The sequence below is a fragment of the Peribacillus sp. NPDC096448 genome (assembly GCF_044762675.1).
Taxonomy (GTDB): Bacteria; Bacillota; Bacilli; order Bacillales; family DSM-1321; genus Peribacillus; species Peribacillus frigoritolerans_B.
Genome location: NZ_JBIWEU010000013.1, coordinates 86,177 through 110,269 on the forward strand (window position 1 = coordinate 86,177; position 24,093 = coordinate 110,269).

At 38.7% G+C, this 24,093-nt stretch carries 25 protein-coding genes and 2 pseudogenes; 7 read left to right on the forward strand and 20 right to left on the reverse strand.

Annotated elements, in window-relative coordinates:
- Positions 1-2: 2 nt before the first annotated feature.
- Complete coding sequence (locus ACIQ0C_RS20840; protein ID WP_403063458.1) at positions 3-1,094, reverse strand: CotH kinase family protein; 1,092 nt, start codon at positions 1,092-1,094, stop codon at positions 3-5.
- 148 nt (positions 1,095-1,242) lie between these two features.
- Here ACIQ0C_RS20840 and ACIQ0C_RS20845 point away from each other — a divergent pair.
- Positions 1,243-1,320, forward strand: a pseudogene (locus ACIQ0C_RS20845) (CotG/ExsB N-terminal domain-containing protein); the annotation flags it as partial.
- A gap of 94 nt (positions 1,321-1,414) precedes the next feature.
- The gene (locus ACIQ0C_RS20850; RefSeq protein ID WP_403063563.1) at positions 1,415-1,729 is read left to right on the forward strand and encodes a hypothetical protein; all 315 of its coding nucleotides are present in this window, start codon (positions 1,415-1,417) and stop codon (positions 1,727-1,729) included.
- 247 nt (positions 1,730-1,976) lie between these two features.
- Here the strand turns inward: ACIQ0C_RS20850 and ACIQ0C_RS20855 are convergent, their stop codons facing one another.
- From ACIQ0C_RS20855 to ACIQ0C_RS20865, 3 genes are read right to left on the reverse strand one after another with little or no spacing between them, the layout of a single operon-like run.
- Positions 1,977-2,288, reverse strand: a complete 312-nt coding sequence (locus ACIQ0C_RS20855) for a DUF3870 domain-containing protein (protein WP_402839326.1) — start codon at positions 2,286-2,288, stop codon at positions 1,977-1,979.
- Between the two features lie 23 nt (positions 2,289-2,311).
- A complete protein-coding gene (locus ACIQ0C_RS20860) occupies positions 2,312-3,517 on the reverse strand; it encodes an acyl-CoA dehydrogenase family protein (RefSeq protein WP_403063557.1) in 1,206 nt (401 codons plus the stop codon).
- 14 nt (positions 3,518-3,531) lie between these two features.
- A complete protein-coding gene (locus ACIQ0C_RS20865) occupies positions 3,532-4,719 on the reverse strand; it encodes a CaiB/BaiF CoA transferase family protein (RefSeq protein ID WP_403063461.1) in 1,188 nt (395 codons plus the stop codon).
- Positions 4,720-5,181: 462 nt separating this feature from the next.
- Between ACIQ0C_RS20865 and ACIQ0C_RS20870 the strand changes: the two genes are divergently transcribed.
- On the forward strand, positions 5,182-6,120 hold the full coding sequence (locus ACIQ0C_RS20870) for a DHH family phosphoesterase (protein WP_403063464.1): 939 nt from the start codon (positions 5,182-5,184) through the stop codon (positions 6,118-6,120).
- Between the two features lie 132 nt (positions 6,121-6,252).
- On the opposite strand, the gene ACIQ0C_RS20875 is transcribed toward ACIQ0C_RS20870, so the two are convergent.
- From ACIQ0C_RS20875 to ACIQ0C_RS20890, 4 genes are all read right to left on the reverse strand, one after another.
- Positions 6,253-7,269: an aliphatic sulfonate ABC transporter substrate-binding protein gene (locus tag ACIQ0C_RS20875; RefSeq protein ID WP_403063467.1), complete on the reverse strand. Its 1,017-nt coding sequence runs from the start codon at positions 7,267-7,269 to the stop codon at positions 6,253-6,255.
- A 35-nt stretch (positions 7,270-7,304) separates the two neighbouring features.
- The gene (locus tag ACIQ0C_RS20880; protein ID WP_403063470.1) at positions 7,305-8,063 is read right to left on the reverse strand and encodes an ABC transporter permease; all 759 of its coding nucleotides are present in this window, start codon (positions 8,061-8,063) and stop codon (positions 7,305-7,307) included.
- Positions 7,996-8,838 carry an ABC transporter ATP-binding protein gene (locus ACIQ0C_RS20885; protein ID WP_403063473.1) on the reverse strand — a complete coding sequence of 281 codons (843 nt, stop codon included), beginning with the start codon at positions 8,836-8,838 and terminating at the stop codon, positions 7,996-7,998. The genes ACIQ0C_RS20880 and ACIQ0C_RS20885 overlap by 68 nt, the downstream gene beginning before the upstream one ends.
- A gap of 289 nt (positions 8,839-9,127) precedes the next feature.
- Positions 9,128-11,230, reverse strand: coding sequence for a YhgE/Pip family protein (locus ACIQ0C_RS20890; protein ID WP_403063476.1), 2,103 nt, complete (start codon positions 11,228-11,230; stop codon positions 9,128-9,130).
- A 457-nt stretch (positions 11,231-11,687) separates the two neighbouring features.
- On the opposite strand from ACIQ0C_RS20890, the gene ACIQ0C_RS20895 reads away from it, so the two are divergent.
- Positions 11,688-12,251, forward strand: a complete 564-nt coding sequence (locus ACIQ0C_RS20895; RefSeq protein ID WP_403063479.1) for a DUF421 domain-containing protein — start codon at positions 11,688-11,690, stop codon at positions 12,249-12,251.
- Positions 12,252-12,361: 110 nt separating this feature from the next.
- Here the strand turns inward: ACIQ0C_RS20895 and ACIQ0C_RS20900 are convergent, their stop codons facing one another.
- Together ACIQ0C_RS20900 and truA are read right to left on the reverse strand one after the other, a co-directional pair.
- Positions 12,362-12,886 (reverse strand): type 1 glutamine amidotransferase domain-containing protein, encoded by a 525-nt coding sequence (locus ACIQ0C_RS20900; protein ID WP_403063482.1) that lies wholly within the window; start codon positions 12,884-12,886, stop codon positions 12,362-12,364.
- A gap of 110 nt (positions 12,887-12,996) precedes the next feature.
- Positions 12,997-13,734, reverse strand: coding sequence for a tRNA pseudouridine(38-40) synthase TruA (gene truA / locus ACIQ0C_RS20905; RefSeq protein WP_403063485.1), 738 nt, complete (start codon positions 13,732-13,734; stop codon positions 12,997-12,999).
- Between the two features lie 956 nt (positions 13,735-14,690).
- On the opposite strand from truA, the pseudogene ACIQ0C_RS27295 reads away from it, so the two are divergent.
- Together ACIQ0C_RS27295 and ACIQ0C_RS27300 are read left to right on the forward strand one after the other, a co-directional pair.
- A pseudogene (locus tag ACIQ0C_RS27295) lies at positions 14,691-15,283 on the forward strand (site-2 protease family protein); the annotation flags it as partial.
- 70 nt (positions 15,284-15,353) lie between these two features.
- Positions 15,354-15,827 (forward strand): hypothetical protein, encoded by a 474-nt coding sequence (locus ACIQ0C_RS27300; RefSeq protein WP_483878367.1) that lies wholly within the window; start codon positions 15,354-15,356, stop codon positions 15,825-15,827.
- Between the two features lie 474 nt (positions 15,828-16,301).
- Here the strand turns inward: ACIQ0C_RS27300 and ACIQ0C_RS20915 are convergent, their stop codons facing one another.
- The 5 genes from ACIQ0C_RS20915 to ACIQ0C_RS20935 form a co-directional block, all read right to left on the reverse strand.
- Positions 16,302-16,469, reverse strand: a complete 168-nt coding sequence (locus ACIQ0C_RS20915) for a hypothetical protein (protein WP_402838991.1) — start codon at positions 16,467-16,469, stop codon at positions 16,302-16,304.
- Positions 16,470-16,605: 136 nt separating this feature from the next.
- Positions 16,606-16,806: a hypothetical protein gene (locus tag ACIQ0C_RS20920; protein ID WP_403063491.1), complete on the reverse strand. Its 201-nt coding sequence runs from the start codon at positions 16,804-16,806 to the stop codon at positions 16,606-16,608.
- Positions 16,807-17,003: 197 nt separating this feature from the next.
- Positions 17,004-18,352 (reverse strand): IS3 family transposase gene (locus ACIQ0C_RS20925; RefSeq protein WP_403063494.1). Its coding sequence is split into 2 segments (ribosomal slippage): positions 17,004-17,872 and positions 17,872-18,352, totalling 1,350 coding nucleotides; the frame shifts between segments, so codons are not numbered across the junction.
- Positions 18,353-18,652: 300 nt separating this feature from the next.
- Complete coding sequence (locus ACIQ0C_RS20930; RefSeq protein WP_403063497.1) at positions 18,653-20,185, reverse strand: alpha/beta hydrolase; 1,533 nt, start codon at positions 20,183-20,185, stop codon at positions 18,653-18,655.
- A gap of 48 nt (positions 20,186-20,233) precedes the next feature.
- A complete protein-coding gene (locus ACIQ0C_RS20935) occupies positions 20,234-20,488 on the reverse strand; it encodes a hypothetical protein (RefSeq protein WP_403063500.1) in 255 nt (84 codons plus the stop codon).
- 93 nt (positions 20,489-20,581) lie between these two features.
- Between ACIQ0C_RS20935 and ACIQ0C_RS20940 the strand changes: the two genes are divergently transcribed.
- Positions 20,582-21,187 carry a hypothetical protein gene (locus ACIQ0C_RS20940; RefSeq protein WP_403063503.1) on the forward strand — a complete coding sequence of 202 codons (606 nt, stop codon included), beginning with the start codon at positions 20,582-20,584 and terminating at the stop codon, positions 21,185-21,187.
- Between the two features lie 165 nt (positions 21,188-21,352).
- Here ACIQ0C_RS20940 and ACIQ0C_RS20945 read toward each other — a convergent pair whose 3' ends face one another.
- The 5 genes from ACIQ0C_RS20945 to ACIQ0C_RS20965 form a co-directional block, all read right to left on the reverse strand.
- Positions 21,353-21,526: a hypothetical protein gene (locus ACIQ0C_RS20945; RefSeq protein ID WP_403063506.1), complete on the reverse strand. Its 174-nt coding sequence runs from the start codon at positions 21,524-21,526 to the stop codon at positions 21,353-21,355.
- A gap of 559 nt (positions 21,527-22,085) precedes the next feature.
- Positions 22,086-22,556, reverse strand: a complete 471-nt coding sequence (locus ACIQ0C_RS20950) for a hypothetical protein (RefSeq protein WP_403063509.1) — start codon at positions 22,554-22,556, stop codon at positions 22,086-22,088.
- Between the two features lie 212 nt (positions 22,557-22,768).
- Positions 22,769-23,194 (reverse strand): 3-hydroxyacyl-ACP dehydratase FabZ, encoded by a 426-nt coding sequence (fabZ, locus tag ACIQ0C_RS20955; RefSeq protein WP_403063560.1) that lies wholly within the window; start codon positions 23,192-23,194, stop codon positions 22,769-22,771.
- 169 nt (positions 23,195-23,363) lie between these two features.
- Complete coding sequence (locus ACIQ0C_RS20960) at positions 23,364-23,534, reverse strand: hypothetical protein (RefSeq protein ID WP_402844280.1); 171 nt, start codon at positions 23,532-23,534, stop codon at positions 23,364-23,366.
- An 81-nt stretch (positions 23,535-23,615) separates the two neighbouring features.
- Positions 23,616-23,783, reverse strand: a complete 168-nt coding sequence (locus ACIQ0C_RS20965; protein ID WP_403063512.1) for a hypothetical protein — start codon at positions 23,781-23,783, stop codon at positions 23,616-23,618.
- Between the last annotated feature and the right edge of the window lie 310 nt (positions 23,784-24,093).

Here is a 24,093-nt window from a genome sequence, read left to right on the forward strand (position 1 = left end):
GATTAATCCAATTTATGCAGCTGGCTAATTATATATTTTGCACGGGCCTCAATGAATTTCAGGATGAATTCGGGCTCATCATCAAATTTCACAATATTACCCTTGATATATGGATCTTTTGAAACATAAGGTCTTATTTGATCATGCATTTCCTTAATGATAGGTTTCATATAGGCCACGGTAAATTGATTGTTCAAAATCTCCTTAAGAAGTTCTTGGTACCGGACACGAAATCCCCTTACATCAAGGATTCTAGCAGTCAATGTATTGAATCCCTCGATTCCCACATAATCCTCTTCCATCACTTTCCCGTTAACATCCCTGCCCCATGTCGCATCATAATCCCATGGAATCATTTCAAATAGACCAGTATCCCCATTTCGGTACAAGGCATAGTTATGAACGAACCCATCATAGTTTTGCGTGAATATGACACCGGCCAGCCAGCGCAGGTACTTTTCCACATCGACATATTTTACGATTTCCTTTCCAAAATCCACTCTTGAAATTGTATTGATGTGAAGGATTAACTCTTGTAAATAGAGTTCATCCTTTGCTTCCCCGCATTTTTTTTGATATCCCATTTCCAATGATTTTTTGATTCCTTTATCCAAATCGCTCATCAATGAGAAATTGGCATCACCATCCACTGCATAGAAAATGGACCCCTTGGGCAGCCCCCTTTTCTTCAAATAATATTCATCCACCGATTCCAATTCCAGGTATATCCCTTCGTCCTTTCCGTTCAGATTCAGGAAAACGAACTGGGAGTTCGGTGATAAGGTGCCTATATCCGCAAAAAAGTCTAAAGATAATTTATTTCTTAGTAAAGATTTATCTTTATATTCGGCATTTAAATGAACTTCCTTGGCATTCTTAAACGTGTTAGGTTTATAAAATACTACATTATAGGATTTTTTGTGAAAACCGCGGATATGTGAGCCACGGTAAACAATATCAATATCAAGTTTTTTTCTGTTAAGTGTTAACTTTGCCGGTAAAGGATCATTGCACCATATATCTCTGCGAAGTTCCATTAAATTAACTGGTGGAATATAAAGCTGGTACACAGGCACCTTCTTGTCAGAATTCATATAACCCTTCCCTTCACTTTCCTATTAAATTATGGAAAAAAAGCGAAGGGTGTCACCCAAAAAACACTATTTTTATAAAGATTGGGGATTATCTTTAGCACATCACGTACAAGCAACATAGTTTAATGTATAGAAAGGGGGATTATATATGTCAGACATCATTCGTGACATACAAAATGCGGTGGATAGAGCCAATGCCATGGGGTTAAGCGATTTCATGTTTAAGGACCCACAGCCAAAAGGCAGACATTCACGTAGCAACAAAGAAGAGTGCTCTACTTGCACCACTAAACATTGCACGAGCAGGAATCGGTACACTTGTGGTACTCAAAGGGGCACGAGCAGGTCCACTTGCAGCACGCAAAGGCGCACGAGCAGGAATAAATCGACTTGCGGTACTCAAAGGGGCTCTTGCTGGAAACGATCCACTTCCGGCACTCAAAGGGGTTCTTGCTGGAAACGGAGGTCTGCATGCAGCAGACAAAGGCACACCAGCAGAAACCGGTGTTCTATATGCAGCAGACAAAGGCGCTCCAACAGAAACCAGTGTTCCTCCAACCACTGCAGGTGGCTTTGCTGCAATAACTTTCGCAATAAACGGAAATGGTGCTTCTAGTTTCATGGTTCCGTTTTAATGTACAAATAATATTTTCTTACTGGATATTAAGCTTTATTTTAAAGTCCAATTTCTTATCAAAAACACAAACTCGTCTTATAGGGCGAGTTTTGTGTTTTTAAAATGATCACGATCTTTATATCCATTCAAATGTCTCTCCTTACCTGCAACTGTTATTCCAACTCTAGCATAATCTAGTTGAGAACCTGATCCTATATTAAAAGGATCCCACCCTCTTACATACGGTAGGATCCTTCCAGTTTCGCTTATTTAACGGAGACCAATTCGAACTGTGCATACACATCCTTCAGCCCTGCTTGAATGGCTTGACCAGCCTTCCCACGATAATGCAATTGTACACGATCAATTAATTCTTCGATGCCATCTTTCAGGCAATACCCCCGCAGCAGTTGACGAATGAATTCCCTGCCATGTTCTGTAGCAAGTGTACAGGAAGCCTCGACTATTACTCCATATTTAAAGTCAAGCTCCACCGTGATCGTGATCGAATCATATATATTTCTCGCTGCCATCCCTTGTGGAAGTTTTGCATGCCCTGCAATAAAGTATGTGTTCATCATCTGATCTCCTCTATCTATAGTTAATGTACGGAAACTTGCTCGAAGGGCCATGCAGGCAATTGCTTACGAAGCTCTTTATCCTGTCTGTAGCCAAGTCCGTATTCACCCTGCATTACAGTATGAATCTCACGGGTTCCTTCGTAAATGACCGGAGCTTTCGAATTCCGCAGAAAACGTTCGACTGGATATTCATCCGAGTAGCCATAGGCACCATGAATTTGAACAGCATCATTGGCCGCTTCATTAGCAGCATTACATGATATCCACTTGGCAAGTGATGTTTCCTTCGTATTCCTTTTTCCTTGATTTTTTAAGGTGCCCGCTTTAAATACCAGCAATCTGGAAATCTCTAAATTTGCGGTCATCTTGGCAATCATCTGTTGAACGAGCTGATGTTTGCCAATCTCTTTTCCGAATGTACTTCGTTCATGGCAATACTTCAAGCTTGCTTCCAGGCTTGCTTCTATTAACCCTACAGCACCTGCGGCCACTGTAAACCGGCCGCTGTCCAATGCCGACATGGAAATTTTAAAGCCCTCACCTTCTTCACCGAGCCTATTCTCCACCGGAACTTTTACATCCGTTAAAAAGATCTCGCCTGTATTCCCGGCACGAATACCCAATTTCCCTTTAATGGCTTTCGACTCCACTCCCTCGAAAGTCCGTTCCACAATAAAAGCAGTGATTCCCCTTGAACCGGCATCATGATCCGTCTTGGCGAAAATGAGGAAATGATCTGCATAATCACAGAGCGAAATCCATGTTTTTGACCCGTTTAAGATATAATGGTCGCCAACGCGTTTTGCCGTTGATTTCATTGCCGCTACATCAGACCCTGCATTCGGTTCAGTCAACCCAAATGCGCCAATCTTGATCCCTTTTGCCTGGGGTACTAAATATTTCTGTTTTTGTTCTTCCGTCCCCCATTGCAGCAGGGTCATGCTATTTAACCCTGTATGTACAGAAACTGCAGTTCGGTAAGCCGTATCGCCTCGCTCCAGCTCTTCACAAACGATGGCTAGGGTATTATAATCCATTCCGACCCCACCATACTCTTCAGGTATACAAACGCCCATCAATTGCAATTCCGCTAACCTTTTTAAAATATGCGGCTGGAATTGACCTTGCCTATCCCACTCTTGAATATATGGAATAATTTCCTTATCCACAAATTTCCTTACCACTTTCTTCACACTTTGCTGCTCTTCTGTTAATTCGAAATTCATCATTAAAATTCCTCCTAAATAATTTTATTTTCCTTGAATTTGCTTATTTGGTCTGCACTATATCCTATTTCAGCCAAAATGGAAGCGGTATGCTCACCATAAAGAGGCGGATGCTTTCTCATGGTAACCGGTGTTTTTGAAAGGTTCAGGGGCGATCCCATCACTTTAAGATCTTCGATTGTGGGATGTTCCATGCTCACCAACATGCCTCTTGCGGTGATTTGCGGATCCTCGAACATCTCTGCGATATCATTAATCGGGCCATTGGGTATCCCTGCATCATCAAACAGCCTTTTCCACTCTTTCTTTGTCTTTCCACCCAACGAATCCTCAATTATCGGTATTAATTCTTCCTTGTTTTGCAAACGTTTTTCATTATGCTTGAACTCTTCCTGTTCCGCTAAATCAGGTCTGCCTATAACGGTTGAAAATCTCCTGAACTGATCATCATTTCCTACAGCCACGACAAGCTCTCCATCCCTTGTCCGGAAAGTCTGGTATGGAACGATATTGGGATGCTGGTTCCCCATTCTTTCAGGGGTCAAGCCACTGAATAAATAGTTGCTGGCGACATTCACCAATGAAGAAACCTGACAATCCATTAATGAAATATCAATTTCCTGTCCTTCCCCCGCTTTATCCCTATGATGTAAAGCGGATAGAATGCCAATGCATGTATACAAGCCAGTCAATATGTCAGCTATGGCCACTCCAACCTTTACGGGACTTCCATCTTTTTCTCCTGTGATGCTCATCAAACCACTCATCGCTTGAATGATATAATCATAGCCCGGCAAATCTTTATAAGGACCGGTTAAACCAAACCCCGTAATCGAGGCCATGATCAGTTTCGGGTTCATTTCCTTTAAATCCTCATAACCCAACCCCAGTTTTTCCAATGTGCCCGTCTTGAAATTTTGAATCACTATATCACCTGAAGACACCAACTTCCGGAAAATCTCTTTCCCTTCCTCAGATTTTAAATTCAAGGTCATGCTTTGCTTATTTCGATTGGCACATAAATAGTAAGCGCTTTCTCCCTCGGCGAACGGCGGCCCCCACCCTCTCGTTTCATCACCTGACTCATGATGCTCGATTTTAATAACATCGGCACCCAAATCACCGAGAATCATTGAACAAAACGGTCCCGCCAAAACACGGGATACATCGATGATCCTGACTCCTTCCAAAGCTCCATTCATATCATCACCCCTTTCAAACTGTCGGGATACACAAAAAAGAGCCAGTAAAACCAACAATGTCATTACATTGAATGTTTCACTGACCCTTATCCACGAACTGTCTTCCTGCAAAGGAAGATCAAGTGAACCAAGTCAATTTTTATGGATTCCAGTTTTATGACAAGCCGGTCATGCAACAAGGTAACTTGTTGTCATCGGTTTGGTAAATTAAGTATAGATTCATTTTTTGAATTTTGCAATAATTTTGTTTAGGTGCTTTTATTACATCTGCTGAAATACTCTTTAAGAAACCTTCCGTTTCATATGAAAATACTTCCAGGCCCCATCAATCCAAAGTAATCGGAATTGCCTTTATTCGTTTGGCATGTGATGATTGCATAGGTATAACTATCAATATATGAATTTTTCATATTATCAATTATCGCTCAACAGACAAGGAAAGATTAAAAGGGGGATGGCGATATGGACAATAAAAAAACGGAAATAATCGAAGCGATCAAGAAATACCACACAATTATCATTCATCGTCATGTAAATCCGGACCCAGATGCATTGGGATCACAACTCGGTTTAAAGAAGCTATTGAAGCATTCCTGCCCTTCTAAAGAAGTCTATGCTGTAGGCGAGGAAGTGGATAAACTTCTATTCATTGGTGATATGGATGTCATTTCCGATAACAAATACAAAGGTGCCTTAGTGATTGTTTGTGATACTGCCAACATTTCACGGATCAGTGATTCCCGATATGATCATGGAGACATGCTGATCAAAATTGACCACCATCCCGAATACGAACAATTCGGTGACCTTTCTTGGGTCGACCCTTCTTATAGCTCTGCAAGTGAAATGCTTGTTGATTTATTCTTGGAATATCCAGAAGGCTTCATCATGAATAAAGAAGCGGCTAAATCCTTTTTTGCAGGAATACTTAGTGATACAGGGAATTTCACGAATGGGAATACCACTCCCAGGACATTAAAAATGGTTTCGCACTTAAGAACTTATAATATTCAGCCCGAAAGAATCCATAACAGCCTTAACGTTAAGGCGAAAAACGCTTCCCGACTTCAAAAAGACATTCTCATGAGCTTCAAGGTAACCGATAAAGGGGTAGCTTACTTCATTATTACGGAGGATCTGTTAAATATGTATGGTGTGAATCGACTTGAAGCTTCGAACTTAGTCAATACGCTATCTAGTATCAGGAGCAATAAAATCTGGGCTTTCTTCATCGAATACCCTTCGGAAATCCGTGTCAGGATACGTTCAAGGAATATTCCCATCGCTTCCGTCGCACGTCAATTCAATGGAGGAGGACATTCACTGGCTTCAGGCGCTACCATCCATTCCTGGGAAGAGGTTGATCATGTTATCCAAGCATTGGATCAAGTCTGTCCATAACAGGGAGTTCATGACCTGTGGTGTTTATATCAGGATTATTTCCCAGCTTAATTAAAATGGATTAGATCGTCCTTTACCTGATTAAAAAAAAACGCCAAAGCCCGGATGGCTGAGGCGCTTGCTTGTTTCAATTTATTTGGACACTTCTTCAAGAATTGATAAATCGATCATGCCTTTTATATCATTGCTAGGGATATAACCAGCTTCTTTGCTAATGTCGGCCATTTCTTGAATGACTTGCTCATTAACTTCAGTTGTCACTTCAAGGCGTGAAAATGCTGAAGCCACCTCTTCTTTACTTAATTCTTTTCCAGTCAGTTCCTTCAAATGCTTAATAACCAGTTCTTGGCTTTCTTCAGGGTTTTCCTGTATGAACTTCACCGCTTTTTCATGAGCTTTCAAATAGGAAGCAGCTAGCCCCTTTTTATCCAAGAACTTCTGGCTTGCAGCCACTACCGTGTTAGGTGAATCTTTTCCCCATGCAAATTGATCCCAGTCAAGCACTAGCTTTCCTTTTGCCTGGTTTTCCAATACATAACCCCATGGTTCCTGGGTCGCTGCTGCATCGACAGACTTTTGAACAAAAAGGGCGGTTGTGTCAGCAGGTGCTGCCGCATACAGCTCAACTGTGCCCCCATTTGTAGTCGGTTTTAAGTCAACATCTTGAAGGGCCTTCCTAAGCATGACATCCTGTGTGCTTCCAATGACGGGAATCGCTACCTTTTTACCGTCCAAATCTTTTAAATCCGTAACCTTACTGCCTTCGCTAGCCACAAGTACGGCACCTCCATTAACAGCCCCGGAGATCAAGTGGTATTCAGGGTTTTTTACGTAAAAGTTAAGCAATGGACCTGGCCCGACCGTTCCGACATCAATGGCGTTTGTAGCCATTGCTTCCATGAATAATCCGCCATTGGCCACTGTTTTGGTTTCTATCTTGACATCTTTACCGTACTCTTCTTCGAAAAAGCCCTTTTCAAGTGCAATGATCGTTGCACTGTGGGTTAAGTTAGGGAAATATCCAATTTTCACGGATTTCCCCCCCGAAGCTTCTCCTTCTTCATCATTACTGCTGGATTGAGTGCATCCGCTTACTATTCCGATTAACAATACAGACAGAATAAGGGCAAAAAATGGTTTTTTCAGCATATTTTTCTCTCCTTTTTAACTATTATTGTATTAAACTAGCGTTGATTCACTCCCCATTTCAGTTGAACATTACGTTCAAGACGGGAGAAGACAACATTATCCACGATTGTTCCGATGATTGCGATGATGATCATCACGGAGATGACCAAATCCATTTGTCCCAGTGATCTACCCATTTCCAGCAATTGTCCAAGACCGCCTCCCCCGCCAAGTAATTCACCTGCCATCAATGCACGCCAGGAAAAGGCCCATGCAATTCGGAGACCGGATATTATTTGCGGAACGGATGCTGGTAAAATCACGGTGCGAAGAAAATGAAATCCGGTCGATCCATATGTTTTGGCAACCCGCTGATACAACTGGGGTACATTCCGGAAGCCACTGGTTGCATTAACCGTCATCGTCCAAGTTGCGCCGATGGTGACGATGAAGAGGATCGAAAAATCATTCAATCCAAACCAAATGATCGCTAAAGGGAACCACACGATACTCGGGATGGACTGTAATGCCGTCACGACGAATCCTAAAGTGTCTTCAACCAATTTAAAGCGCCAAATGAAATATCCTAATATCAGGCCTACTATAATGGCAATCATAAAGCCGATCAGGATACGGCCAAGGCTTTTTCCGATGGCTTCGGTTATTTGTCCGCTCATCAGTCCCTTAAACAGAGTTTCCAAAACCTGAGTCAGGCTTGGGAACATGAAATCCGGAAGACTGGAAAGTCTAGATGTGACTTCCCATATCCCCGCTATCATCGCGATGAATATGATTCGTCTTAAAGCTGTAATCATTCCCCATTTCCTCCTTCAGCACTTTTTCAATTTCCTCCTGCAAAATCGATAGAACCCTTTGTTCTGTATGCAAAGTTACACTATCCGGCATAACTCCATCTTTCATGGAAGGGACGGAAATCGTCTCTTTGATTTTCCCGGGACGGGTTGCAAAGACGATAATTTTTTCGGAAAGCTGAACAGCCTCACGAATATTATGGGTAACGAAAAAGATCGTCACTTTAGTTTTTCTCCAGATTTCGAGCAGCTCTTTATGCAAAACCATCCTCGTTTGCTCATCAAGTGCGGAGAATGGCTCATCCATCAATAGGATATCCGGTTCCATCACCAATGCTCTTGCGATGGCTACCCTCTGTTTCATTCCTCCAGAGAGTTGATGCGGATAGGAGTCAACATACCGGCTGAGGTGAACCATCTTTAAAATGTCCAATGCCTTGGCTTTAGCCTCTTCATTGGGAATTTTCTTTAACTTCAATCCGTATGTAACGTTTTCAAGGACCGTCAGCCAAGGAAATAACCCCGCCTCCTGAAACACCACAACCCGTTCCGGGCCTGGCTTCACCACTTTTTTCCCAGCTACACGTATTTCACCCACATCTGCCTTATCAAGGCCGGCAATCAGATAAAGGAGTGTGGATTTACCACATCCTGAAGGGCCGACAATCGAAACGAAGCTTCCTTTCTCGACCTCTATGTCAATCTTTTCGAGCACCTTTATGCTTTCTTTCTTTTCATTCTTAAAACTTTTTTCAATGCCATCTATTGTTAAATACATAAAGTCACCCCACTTTTATTTCGCATCGATTTACTAAACATTATTTCTTAATAATGATTAATCCAATGGTTTTTGTCAACTATAAAAATGCAAAAATTCTAATTAATCGGCATCTTCCTATTCAACTGTCAATGTATTGATAAATATTCCAAACATACATAAAAATACATATAGCCAATTCCATTCAGCAAATAAAAGAACCTGATCCCCTTTTAAGGGTTCAGGCTGATTTCAGTATCCATAGTTTTCAAATTGAATTAACCGAGGTCACCGGCAATCTTTCAATACCTTAAAAAATCCTGCTTCCATACAATTTATCCTTCATCTTTTGTGTCCTTGCATGCAGAGGCTTTTTCAAAATGATACCTAAGATGAGCGTGATTATTAAAAAGAGAATCAAGATAAAAATGTCCTTGCCAGCTACGCTCCAAGTTATTCCCCCAACAGATTCACGAAGTAAACCCACAGCATAGGTGAATGGCAAGAAAGGGTTAATATGTTGAAAAAAAGGCGGTGTGACTTGAATGGGGAAGGTGCCGCCTGAACTTGATATTTGAAGGACCATCAAGACGACGCTTATCCCTTTTCCAACATTTCCAAGAACGGAAACGAAGGTATAAACAATGAGTGTAAATACGGTACTTATCAGAACGGAAAACAGGATGTACTCAAATTTATCCGCTACATAAACACCGATAAGAATGATATTCCCAATGGAAACACTAAGAGCCTGCATCACCCCAATGATGAAAAATATAAGATACCGCCCGATATAAATTTGATATGGGCTATAGACTTTTTGAGAAACACCCACGCTAAGCATGGAGATCAATATTGTACCGCCGACCCAGAGGGAAAGTGCCGTAAAGAAAGGGGACATGGCGGATCCATAGTTCGGAATCGGAAAGAGACTGTGTTTATTGAGCAGCACTGGTTCTGAAAAGAATTCACTTTCTTGTTCAATATCATTCCTTAGGAAATCGATCACTTCTTCCATATTATAAGACTTATCAATTTCCCTCATTTTAGAAGCTAGAGCCCTTATTTTCGTTTCGATTTCCGGAAACTTATTCTGTAACTTATCGATATCCCCTTTACGCGTTTCCAATGTTCGATTGGTCTCATTCAACAGCGTTCTCACCTCAGGAAGGACCTTGTTTCCCTCCTCCATCGTAAGTTGGACATTATTCAATATTGATTCCGTTTCATTCCAGATTTCGTTGAATTTTGGCCCCGTTTCCTTTGAATAGCTCTCCTGGAAGCTTGCCAAGACTTGATCATTGTTCCTGCCAAGTTCGATAAGATTGCCGTATGCTCGGTCATTCAGCGCTTGAAGTTGGTTCGAAGCATTATCCCTTAGTCCATCAACTAGCTGTATTTCTGGCTGAAGCACGTTTTTCTCATTAAATTGATTGACTCTCACCAATAAATTATACATACTGTCCAAAAGGTACAACTCTTTATTTATCCTCGTTACCACTTGTTCCACTAGCTGATTCGACTCATTGTCAGGTAAATCCTGACCGGTTAACCGGTTCGCCAGCACTAAAATGGATTCATTATCGCTCCTGATGTTCGCGATATCATTTTTCAAGAGGGGATTGATTCCTTCGAATGCCTGCCTTGTTGAATCTACATAACTAGAAACGTCCGATACCAATTTGTCCTTCTGTGACGTTATACCTTCTATTGAATCCAAACCTTCATTGACCTTCTTAATGATATCTTCGGCCTTTTTAACATGTGTTTGAACAGTTTTGATATTTTGTTCAAGCTCTGGCAGTTCACCCTCTAATAAATACACCATATTCTTCATTTTTTGAATGGTCGGCAACTCGTTTTGCAAGGTGATTCCCAATTCATTAAAGATTGCAAGGATACTCCCACTGGCCGATTTGATGAAGGTTTTGCTCACATTGTCCACTATGCTGTTGGCACCCGCTGCCGTAATTTTTGGAGCAATGGAATTGATTTTTTCATTTACATAGTAATCAATCTCCGCTTTCTTAGGGTCATCGGTCATGATAGTCGAAATATGTTCGGAAAAGTTCTCCGGAATGATGATGGATGCATAATAATCCCCCTTTTCCACTTTTGCTATCGCCTCTTTTTTCGAAGTGAACCTCCAGCCCAGATCCTTATTCTCCTTTAACCCCTCTATGACTTCCTTGCCTATGTTCACGACTTCGCCATTTAACTCCGCACCTTTATCATCATTTGCAACACCGACAAGAATTCCTTCCGTATTTGCATACGGGTCCCAAGATGCGACAATATTAAACCACGCATAAATGGAAGGGATGAACATGAGAAAGACTACTACGATACAAACAAAGAAATTTTTATAAATGCTTTTTAAATCGTCAATGAAAATTTCCTGAATATTTCTCAAAACATACCCCCGTGCAAATGTATTTTGATACTATTATTCGAAGAAATTTCTTAATCGATACTAAGTAAACATATCCATGGATTTATCAAACCTAAAAAAGAAGCAAGTAATGAGCTGCTTGCTTGACTTCACTTATAATTGAATGCCTGGTTTATAAGAAAGTTGTTTCTTAATTATAATTCATGAATAAATCTATAATTTTATGTAAGATTGGGTTCCCAAATCAAAGATGGTTACCTTGTCATTCTCCTATACAGAATAAACGGCAAGATACAAGAACATACTATCACAAATCCAACTGTCGGGAGTTTTGTAAGGGAGAAATCATCATGTCGGAATCTGTTGAAATCATCTTTCGAACCTTTACCTCTTTTATTTTATTATGGGTATTTGTCCAACTCCTCGGTAATCAGACAATGCCCAGAGGACCTATCACCTTTATATCGCTTCAATTACGATGGGGACAATTGCAGGAAATCTAGCATTCAATATTAAAATTAAATTCCTGTATTTTATCATTGCCATTATCATTATGGGTACCGTTGTTTTTATGCTCAATCTTCTAGCGGTTCGAAATCCGCGTTTCGGGAAATGGATTGCTGGAGAACCTGCCACTTTAATTCAAAAAGGAAGAATTCTCGAAGAGTCAATGGAACGAATGGGGTATTCACTGGATTCTCTTAAACAGGCTTTGCGGGGAAAAGATATCTTCAACATAGATGAAGTTGAATGTGCCATTTTAGAGATAAATGGCTCACTCTCTGTATTGAAAAAAGAACAATACCAAAATGCCACCAAGCAGGATTTACCTTTACTGCCCTCAGCAGAATCTGTACCGATTGAACTGGTCTATGACGGGAAGATCCTATATGATAACTTATCCAAACACCCCTACAATGACGAATGGTTGATGGCTGAACTCCAAAAAAGGAACCTTGTTGTTTTTGATATCTCGTATGCTGTCGTAGGGACAAAAGGAAATTTGTATATTGATTTGATTAAGGATCAATCAAGGGAATGATCGTTTGCATTTCAGCGAGTATCATAATCAGTATTAAAAATAAATCCGGGTATGGATAGAAAAAGTGGTTTTTCCAGAAGGAAAAACCACTTTTTCACCGTACTATGGATTTAACCCTTTTCAATCACGTTTATCAATTCCCTTAAATAATCCGGCAGATCAGGCGGACGCCTGCTTGACACAAGGTTTCCATCTACGACGACGGGCTCATCTATCCAAGTTGCCCCTGCGTTTTCCATATCATCTTTAATGCCAGGTGTACTCGTTACATTCTTCCCCTGTAAAATTTTTGAGGATATCAACACCCAACCGGCGTGACAAATTTGCCCGATGGGTTTTTTATTTTCTTCCATGCTTTGGATAAGTGATAACACTTCAGGAAACCGGCGAATTTTGTCAGGTGCCCAACCGCCCGGTACAAGAATGGCATCATATTCTTCAGCTTTGATACTGCCATACTCATAATCAGATATGGCTGGTACACCATATTTTCCAATGTATGTTTCATTCGCCTTTTCTCCAGCGAGATGAACAATCGCCCCTTCTTCTTTTAAACGTAAAATCGGATACCAGAGCTCTAAATCTTCAAAATCATGGTGCACAAGACTGATTATTTTCTTTCCTGCTAATCTCATGAAAATCTCTCCTTCTTTCGTACTTTCCGCTTTACCATTCTTCCCTGTTACTTCCCTTTTTCTACTGCCTGTACACATTACATGCATTAACCGATGCATCAATATCCGGTCTAAAAATCAACCTTTACCAAGTACAACCCAGCTGCCTCCGCCATACGGCCCGTTTGGATTCTTTCTTTTGACTCTAAAATACTCGGTATATTTTCAGCATCTATTTCATTTAATCCTACTTCTATCAACGTCCCGACAATCTTCCTAACCATATTATAAAGAAATCCATCGCCTCGCACCGTAATTTGGATGAAACCGGCATTTTCTTCTATATCAATGGAATATATCTCACGCACCATGGATTTTTTCTTTGATTTTGCATTAGAAAAAGCAGTGAAATCATGTTCACCAATAAAGTATCGACATGCTTTTTTCATTCTTGTGATATCCAGCTTTTTCTCTACATGCATACTGTACTTTCGCATGAAAGGATTTGTATATTGCTCGTTCCAGATCTTATACAAATAGGTCTTATCCTTAGCGTTATAACGGGCATGAAAACGTTCAGGAACTAGACTAACCTCGACAATGCTGATATCTCGGGGTAAATATCTATTCAAATAATTCATGATTTCAGCTTCAGGCATATATTCACCGAGCTTAAAATTGGCGATTTGAGCAAGGGCATGTACACCCGCATCCGTTCTGCTGCATCCGATGATCTCGATTTTTTCCCCTGCCATTTCCGTTAATACATTTTCTATTTTCCCTTGAATGGTATCATCACTATTACCTAGTCGCTGCCAGCCCTTATAGCGACCGCCATCATATTGAATGGTCAATTTATAATTGTTCATCGCTTCCTCCTTATTTTATTACGTATAGTCATCTAAACAGAAAATTATTGATAAAATACAAGACCCCATACAACTCCTGCTGTATGAGGGAACAGATGGTCCTTTCTTAGAAACACATTTAATTTGTTAAGTTGTTAATGGGTTTTGTAACTGCTCCACAAGTCTACAGTAAAAGGAGTTCCATTTTAAGGGTTCGTTTAGGATACACCCCCACAGCCTCATGGACCATGATTTATGTAAAGATCCTGCAGCTCATCCATGCGATTCGATAGTAAATCCTAGCAATCAAACTAAAAAAGCACTTCTGCATAGTGTACCAAAGTGGCTAGCGTCATGCAACGAACGAGCCGGCGTCACAAAACCAGTTTCTGTGCAATGGCAGAATCACACAGGAATAATAAAATCCAGCAAATAAAAAAGACCAAAACCCTGTGATATCAAGGATTTAAGCCTTTGGCAGTTGATGACCTGTGAGGGATTCGAACCCACGACCCCTTCCCTGTCAAAACTATTTCACACTTTTCCTCTTGTTCATTATTATTCCCAGATATATGACACGTAAGGGATTATCACTCTTTTTCACAATAAAATTACCCTCTCATACTTTCCGATTATTTGGAATTCGCCCCCAAGCAGACCGTATATTACTGATAAAATAGTGATTGTACCGCTTTAAACCATCGATTTTAATTAAGCATTTGAATTGATGGCTTTGGTGTGAAGGAGAGGCGGACAAGAAATGCCCTAAATATTAAGCACAGAATTCCATTGTACTCTATCTTAATTGTAAAAAAATGTAATACCTGAAAGTTAATACTCTAGAAAAATATTCCTAAAAGGAAAAGAAAAAATACGATATAATAAGGATATTAGCAAGATGATAAATCAAGAAGAAGCTCAGATAGACATAGTGTCACTGGGGTCATCTATTTCCCATTTACTCTAGGAGGTACATTTTGAAAGAATCTAAATTGAATAAAGGGTGGTTAAGTTTGGGGGCAATCGGGTTATTTTTCCTAGGAAAAATGAAATGGTTGTTTGCGCTATTGAAAATAGCAAAAGTAGGTTCCCTGATTTCCATTTTCGTTTCATTAGGTGCGTACGCATTGGTTTACGGTTGGAAATTTGCCGTAGCCCTTGTCTATCTTATTTACATCCATGAAATGGGGCATTTACTTGCTGCTAAGAGAAAAGGCATAAAAACATCCAGTGCCATTTTCATCCCGTTTGTCGGAGCGTTAATTGCCCTTAAAGAAGAACCCAGGAATGCTAACCAAGAAGCTTATCTTGCCTTCGGAGGTCCTTTATTAGGTACATTAGCATTTCTACCAGCCATCCCCCTATTTATGATGACGGAAAATCCATTTTGGCTTTTAGTCATTACACTTGGAGCCATGATCAACCTATTTAATCTAATGCCTGTGCATCCTCTTGATGGAGGACGTATAGTGGGAGTCATCTCCACAAAGCTTTGGGTATTAGGGATTATCGGAATGGTTGTATATTTGTTTCTCCATCCAAATCCATTTTTAATTCTTTTCTTATTATTGGGTATTTCTAAGTGGTGGAAAGAATTCCGTAGCGAGACAACCAGAAGTCAAAGAGACAACATCATTGAATTGAATCAATTCGGCTTAAGGCAACTAGAACAATATGCAGGCGCAACAGATGAAGAAAAAATTCGCCTGGTTAATATTTGGAATATGGAATTAAGCCAACTATATGAAAAGTTTAACAACATGAAGAGTTGGCATATCCCGCTATTTGATGATAATAAGCTAAAAGAAAAACAGCTGACCGAGGTAAAATTAAATATTTATAGGTCCTTACTGGATGCTGCTAATTCGAATGAATACCAGTACGGACCGACCGATTTTGAAAATATAGGCACGTATGAACAAATAACAGCAACGTTCTTTAAGGAAGTGCAAGAACAAACTGAAATTAGGGATAAAGAGAAATCCTATTACTCATCGAGTCTTAAAACAAAAGTCACCTGGTTCTCATTATACATTGGGCTTGCCATTTTCTTAATGATAACAAGCTTATATGCAGGTGATTTAATGGAACAATATAAAACGTTATTACCTTAATACATTATGAAGGGGACCTCATTTATGAGTGTCCCCTTTGACTGTCCATTTATTAAAATTGATGTTAGAAACTTACTAATTGAACAAGCATTAAAAACTGAACTGCTTTTCATATTTTTACCTGTTTCAAGCAAACCATATCATCCTAATAGGAGAAATAAAAAGGCGACTAGCGGCAAAACTTACGGCAGTTATAGCCAGAGAAAGCAGCGATTGGCATCATCCTCTTTTCTTTTCCTTTATGAACTATTCATCTATATACTATGAAAAAAGTGATGGCCTAATAGAATAATCTGTAAAGTCAGGATAAATAGGTCGACACAACCCGGTACCCAATTTTCATCCATTCCTTGCTTGCCATCATCTTCTTTTTTCTTTCCTTGTCTCTACTTATTACGAGCCATTTTAAACCTCTCAAAACAATTATCATATTGGCAAGTACAGTTGTAAAACTTTTGCGGATATAAGGTAAACTTAATAAAAAGTTATTATTTGATGTGCCAAAACACCAAATTGAATGAACAAAATAAAAAAACCACCGCAGCCGGGGAGTAAACTACCATCTTTATTTTGCTTATTTTTATCCGGGAGGATCCATCCTTCCTCTTCCAAACTCTTACGATCCCTATTCTTCGGTTTCATATGACACCTCTTTATATCCTTCATTCATTTTGTTTCTACTCATCCTTCATACAAGCAAGCCGCTCTAATTCTCTTTGTCTTTCAATCTCTTCTCTCACTCTGTCAACATCATTTGCTGGGCTTTCTAATTCTCTACTTATTTGATAAGATTGTCTGAATGTCTTTGAAAAAGGACAGCTGCTTCATGTAGTATTGAATCAAATTTTTTCTGGGCTTCGCCAGCCCATGTCTCCGTATTTGTATGTATACTCTGCATTAATTTTGATTCATCTAATTTTAACTCCTCAGAAGATTCCTGAAACACTTTTGTTAATGCTCTGACTTTATCCGAATTCATCTTTTCACCTCATTATTGAGTCAACGTACTTTTTCTCTATTTATACTCAAAGAGTAATAGATGAATTGAGACTTGCAGTTTCATTCAGGAGGGGAACAGTTTGGTTCCTTATTTAGGCAAAAAAGCTCTCTTTTTAAAGTAAAACTACACATTTGCTTCATATGAAGTGAACCCAAAAAGTTAGACACTTTATTTACTTAGGCAGCCTTGAGGGCATGAACCCGGTAATCTACCGGGCTCATGCCTTTTAATTTTACCTTGATTCGTTGATGATTGTAGTAATGGATATATTCTTCTAGTTCTTGTTTGAATTGCTCCATGCTTTCAAATTCTTGAAGATAGAGTAATTCGGATTTTAATAAGCCAAAGAAGTTTTCAATGACCGCATTATCGAGACAATTTCCTTTGCGGGACATGCTTTGTGTAATGTTATGTCTTTTCAATTCATGCGAGTATTGTTTCATCTGATAATGCCAGCCCTGATCTGAATGGAGAATGGGTGAATCTTTCGATTCCAATCGATCAAAGGCTTTATACAGCATTTTGGAAACGAGCGGATAAACAGGCCGAGATTCGATATTATAGGCGATGATTTCACCATTAAACAGGTCAAGAATGGCCGATAAGTATAGTTTCTCCCCAGCTAGATGGAATTCTGTGACGTCTGTCACCCATTTTTCATTGGACTTTTCCGCCTTGAAATCACGTGCTAGAATGTTGGGCGCAATCTTGCCGATTTTCCCTTTGTACGAACGGTATTTCTTCATGCGAACCAATGACTTCAATCCTAGTTCATTCATCAATCGGAGAACTGTTTTATGATTGATGCGAGCACCTCGGTTACGTAATTCTAGGGTGATACGTCGATACCCATAACGCCCTTTATGCGTATGGAAGATCTCTTTGATAAGGGATTTAATTTCTGTGTATTTATCCTTACGCCCGAAGGCGTTTACCCAATAATAGTACGTACTCCGTGCCATTTTAGAAATGGATAGAAGCAGATTTAAATCAAATTGTTTCCTTAGTTCATGGACTACTTTCGCTTTTTCTTTCTTTGTAAGGCTTCCTTTTCTTTAACTAAGGCATTCAACTTTTTTAGATAGGCATTCTCTGCACGTAAGTATTCTAATTCGGCAAGAAGTGCTTCTTGAGAGCCATTAGCTGGCGATTTTTTCTTAGTATCTTTTTTCATGGATAGACGCCCCTTTTTCTTTGGTTTAAGGGCGTCTATACCTCCTTCCTTAAACTGATTTGACCAATTCAAAAGTGTAGAATCGGAAGGAAGGTTATAGTGTACAGCGGTCTCGTTGATCGATGCCCCATATTCGTTCATATATTTAAGTACCTCTAGTTTAAAGGGAAGAGTGTAATTTGTATAGGATGAAACAAGTCCTTCCATCCCATGTTTTAGATAGCGAGCGACCCATCTTTTCAGAGGGGATAAACCTACATTTCTTTCTTGAGCAATGGATTTATAGGATTTCTTCCCTTCTAAGTACTCTAAAACTGCATTTGATTTTTCGTCTATCGTATATTTAGTCAAAAAAACTGCACCTCCAATTGTTAGATGTTGTCTAACAATTGGGGTGCAGTTCAATTCTCTACTAGTTCTTTTTTAATATTATTTTATTCGTTAGTATCTTTCCTTTTACGGGTCAAAATCGATTCATTGTCCATTTATTTTAAAAGTGAGTTACTCAACTAAATGCCCGATTGTTGAATATGCAATTGTTCCTCAAATTGTCATCACTAATGTCCCATTGTTTGAATTGAGATTTACTAAATTATGAATCGAAAAAAATCACCCATCCTAAACAAAAGATGAGTGACTTTTTTCGATTTTTCATTCACTTTTATTTGGTTTCGACTTTACCCACTCAGCTATGTCATGAACGACATATTCTGGAATGTTAGCTGGGGCAAGATATTCGGCCGGCATGCTCATTTCCCCTTCGCCTTCAGTAAAGAAATGATTCAGCTTCGGATATAGACGATATTCAACATTGTTCCGATGAGAAAGCTCCTCTTTCCATATAGGAATCTCTATGTCTGAAACGACTTGGTAATCCCGCTCTCCTTGAATAATTAGCAATGGTTCATTTTGTTCCTTCGCCATCTCTGCCGCTCTTATATTATTTATAGAATCCCAAAACATTGCCTGACCAAGCAGAAATTCATCGGGAGGATTTTCTCCTGAGAAATCCGGATCATTTAACATATCAAATTGAGTAGTATAAAACTCAGCTGCCTCCGGTGGGATTTGGCCGATGGAAAGAAGATATTGAAATTGATCGACACCGGCATCTTGAAATGTTCGCGCCGGTCCGCCCATCACGATTGCACCAGCGATATTTTGCCTCTTATCTTGATTGATCATTTGAGGCACCATCATGCCTCCTTGGCTATGACCGAGCATATAGATTTGCTCATCATTTATTTTTTTCTCTTTTTCAAGCAATCGAGTTGCTAAAAGAGCATCATCTGTTGTTTCTTTATCAACTGTGTGATTTTGGTCTGTCGAAATTTTTGCTGCATGTTCAAATGTTCGTTTGTTGTAACGTAGCACGGCAATTCCTTTTGAAGCAAGACCGTGCGCCAAATCACGGAATGGTTTTAACGCATACGCTGCTTCATCCTTATCGGTTGCCCCTGATCCTTGGACGAGAACAACTACCGGAAATGGTCCCTTTCCTTTAGGAATCGACAGCGTTCCAGGCAGTGCAAATTCCCCTTTTCCTATCAAAACGTCTTTTTCAGTAAAGGAATGCGGATTGCTGTATGCAGGATCTGATGCAACCGAACCTGTATACGTAGTTAATTGAAAATCATCTACTTTTCCAGTTCGGTCTAATCGAAGTGTAAACGGATACATTGCTCTCTCGAATTGAAGCTCAACTTCCACATTCGTATGGACTCGATTCGATTCCTTGACCGCAGCTGTTCCGAAACCGATGAAAGATCCTGCCAGTGGCTGCAATTGCTGCTTAAGTGTGGTCCAATAGTTTTCCAGCCATTGTTCGGAAATTGACTTCTTTAAAGGGCGGGATGACGACTTTAAGGCTTGACCATAGTTTCCCGCTTCCATATCGCTTGCAAATTGAACGGCATTATGCAAGAAAAGATCTTGATGATTATTCGCCTCTGCGATTGGGCCTTTTCCTGCGAGTACGCCCTTCTCTTTAGGAACAAATGCGGGTGAACTTGGTAGATTAAGAGCATTAGGTATACTTGCCGCATTCGTGCCTTTAACTAGATTAATAATTTGGCCTGTTGAATTTGACCTAGCAGCCGGTTCCTTTCCATATGCAATTGTCGGAATGCATAAAGAAATGACCAGTCCGAATACAAGCCATTTTTTCCGTATTGGATTTTCCAAAACTATCCCTCCCTGTTTTCATTCATTTGCATCTTATGACTCTTTTAATTATACGTTTTTATTTAATAGAAGGTTCAATTTTTTCCTTTTTTTAATAAAATAGGAAACTGTGAAATTTCTACCGTCAAAAATAAACAAACACCGTTCGAATTTTTTCAAACGGCGTTTTCTAAAATGAGGTAATTGTTTTAAAAAAATTCTGTTTTTTGGAAAGTCTTCTTGAAAACATCCGCTTAACAATTCTTGTATATTTGAAGTTAAATCATTACCCATCTCATAATCAAATACCATATCTATCTTCACATTATCTTCTCCAATTATCTGCATTAGAGTGACGAAGGGCATCACAAAAGTAACGCACTTAATGATGAAATTCGAACATTGGATATTGGAAAAATGTTTCAAGCAGTTAAGGAAAATGAAATTAAGATTGAACGAATAGATGCTACCGAATCAATTGAAGCGATACATACTAAAATTGAAGAGATCGTTCAACTAATCAATAAAATTGCTTCTAACAGCAAGATAATACCTTGGTCTGAAGACATAGATAGTGCAGCATTAGCAGTCAAGAAGGGTACATTATCCGTTTATGATGAGTTTACGTTCCGTACAATTTCTGAGGCGATGCGTTGCCTAGGAAAGAATTATAATGGGCAACAATCTTATTGGAAGTTTAATGAACACTATATGATGTGGTTCCCTCATTTATCTATAGACATTGGACAAGGAAATGTATCAAATACACGGGGATGGATTAACCTATTTAATGACAATTGGACAGAAATTGAAGAAAAAAGAATGGAAAAGGATTATATTCCGCTCAACCTCCCGGAGGGTAAACCCAGAGATCGAATTACATTTATGAAGGTTAAGGACCCCATATTTAAAACGAATAAGTATCAATTTGTTAGTATTTTTCAATGGGATCATACCGAAGGGAATTCGGTATTCTATAAACGAGTCGCCAAAGAAATTGATTTAACTCCCTACAATAAATAAATGTGAATGATAATTGCTTCTCCATTTTAGCACATAGCTTTAATCAGGGAGGAATTACCTCACTACTTTCTTCTTATTCAACAAAAGAGTACGTTGTTATCGAGTACACAAAAAGGCCTCTAATCAGGGCCTTTTAAACGTTGTTTCCGACTAATTAGAGTTGGTTCATTTCCAATTTAACCAGACAATAACTCCTAATATGATGATGGGGACGCAAGCCATAAATACTCCATAAAAAGAAAGTTTGAATTCTTCAGGGTTTCCCATAAACGCTCTTTGACCGGCTCTATCCAGGGAAGGTTTTTGTATTTTACTTTGTTCTTCATTTTTTTTACTCATAACTTACCCCTTTAATAATAAATTTGTCGACATCATCAGATTTAAGCACTTTTTTGTTTCCTCAGATAATTAAGTTAATATTAACATAATTATCCAATCGAATTAAAGTGTGATTAAGAACAATTAAAGCAGGCTGAAGTAAATCAATTAGAAAGAGTATGTAATTTAAATCGACATTTTAACCATGAAGAAAAATGATTATATTATTTAAAAGGCTTTGTTAACATTAATGTTTATTTTTGGCAAAATAAAAAAACCACTTATTGTGGCCTTCTTTGTTGCATCCAATGGAACTAACGCACCCGTTAGTTTAAGTAGATTTCTTCACAAACTTTTTAGTATTTCAGTTAATACAGAAATGTTGCCCCGTTTCTAGATAAGAAAAGGCTATGTTAAAGTTCTTGGTTGATTTTGAATAAATCATAATCGTTTATGGTATGGAACACCGTATTCTAAGGGGAAAAGCTAAAGCAAATATACACAAATAATGAGCTTGAAAATGTATCTCCAAGCTTCTAATATTTTTCTGTCAATTATCCAAAAGTAGGATTGTTTACTATCACTGAATTAAGATATTCCCTACATATTGGGCAGTACCTCTTGAACTTGTGAATACAACTTCTAAAACATAACTCCCTTTGTTATTTGGAATTCGGAATTCCCTATCATCTTCCAATTCTAGTTCGATTCGTTGTTCATCTTTCAGTAGGGCAACTGTTATTTTTGGGTCTGTCCAAATATCTCCACCATTTCTTACGTTCTCTTGAAAATCCAAGGAAACTTTTTCGTTAGCAGAAACCTTCATTTCTTCTTGTGATAATCCGAATACTTGAATATCATCTATTTTTTGATGTACATCTCCACTCGATAAACTCCAACTGATATTTCCTTCTGTTAATTGCACAGATGTACTAAGGTCTTCTGAATATAAGTGCGCAGTTGGAACACCAACATCATAATCTTCTCCTATGCATCCCGTTAATATAAAAACTAAGAACATTCCTATAAATAATCTAAAAAAGCCTTTCATTTGATACCTCCTATTTTTCACCCTTTCTAATTTCAATTCAATTATACATTAATAATCCATATTATCCCATTTTCCCTGTATATCATTTTTTCTTCTTCAATTAAACTGCCCCGATACTTGCATAAAGAAAGAGCTGCCTTAAAGACAGCTCTGATCTAAGAAGATACACGTTCGTTCAAGAATCTGAATAACATTTTTAAAATTATTAGCTTTTAATCACCAAATACAAATATTAGTTCTGTTTCGCAAACTAATTCTCCATCAACTGTAGCTATACCTTTGCCTTTCCCTATAGGACCTTTTAATCTTGTGATTTCAACCTCAAGACGAAGTTGATCTCCTGGTTTTACTTGCTTTTTAAAACGGCATTTATCTATACCTGCTAAAAGCCCTAATCGTCCTTCGTTCCCTTCTTTAGTTAACATCACAACTGCACTTACTTGAGCTAATGCCTCTACAATTAATACCCCTGGCATAACTGGGTAATTGGGGAAGTGCCCGTTAAAGAAATCCTCATTTGCTGTAACATTTTTTATACCAACTGCTCTTTTTCCTTCTTCTATTTCCAAAATCCTATCCACTAAAAGAAATGGATAACGATGTTTAATTACTTCCTTAATTTTTTGAGTATCTAACATCATTAAATCCCCCATTACAATATTATTTTATTAATATCTATTTATATTATCACTATTAATAGTTGGTACTAAAAATGGACCTTATGCAACTAAGCTGCCCCGTTAGTGCCATAAGAAAAAGGCTGCCTCAGCAACCTTCCTTATTAAAGTAAAGCACCTGTTAGCTAAATTATTTTTTTTGATTTTTTAATTTCCAAACCTCTTCTTCGAGATTACCTATTCTTTGTTGAAGTGCTTTCTTCGGTTCTGAAATCCTTCGAGCTAATATAACGAAGAAACCTATAATAGCAATAATTCCTCCAGCAAAAGCAATAATAAATAACAATGCAACATCAAACATATAAACAACTCCTAATTTATCTAGGGATTTCAGGTTGAAATAAATCGTCCTCAGTATGTCACCAGAATCAGCAAAAAAAAATTAAAAGACTTTAAAAAGAACGGAGTTTGCCCAGTATGCCACTAGAATAATAATAATTGTAGTAACAATAACAAGCATTTTATTACTGTGATTTCCAACTTCTTTCTTTTCCCCTATTTCCTCTCTGTATTTCATTTGTACCTTTTTCTTTTTATCATCTAATTTCATTGCAACTAGACCCCTTAATGAAAATAACTTAAGTTTATTTTACCATAAAAAACCATTTTCGTTCTTCAACTAATCTTTTTTACAAACATCGTGACTTCAAAGCAACAGCATGATGGTTCCAGTAGCAGCCAAGAACCCTCCAACATAAGCTGATTTTCCTTTTATTATTCCAAAATGGATGCAAACAATTTACAAAGAAATGGGGTTTAGTGGTAATCCCTCTTTTATAGAGAGGTTTTATTTATTAAATTGGTATAAAATGTATTTGGTTGGAAGACAATAATATTACCCAGCTACTCCACTATTCCAA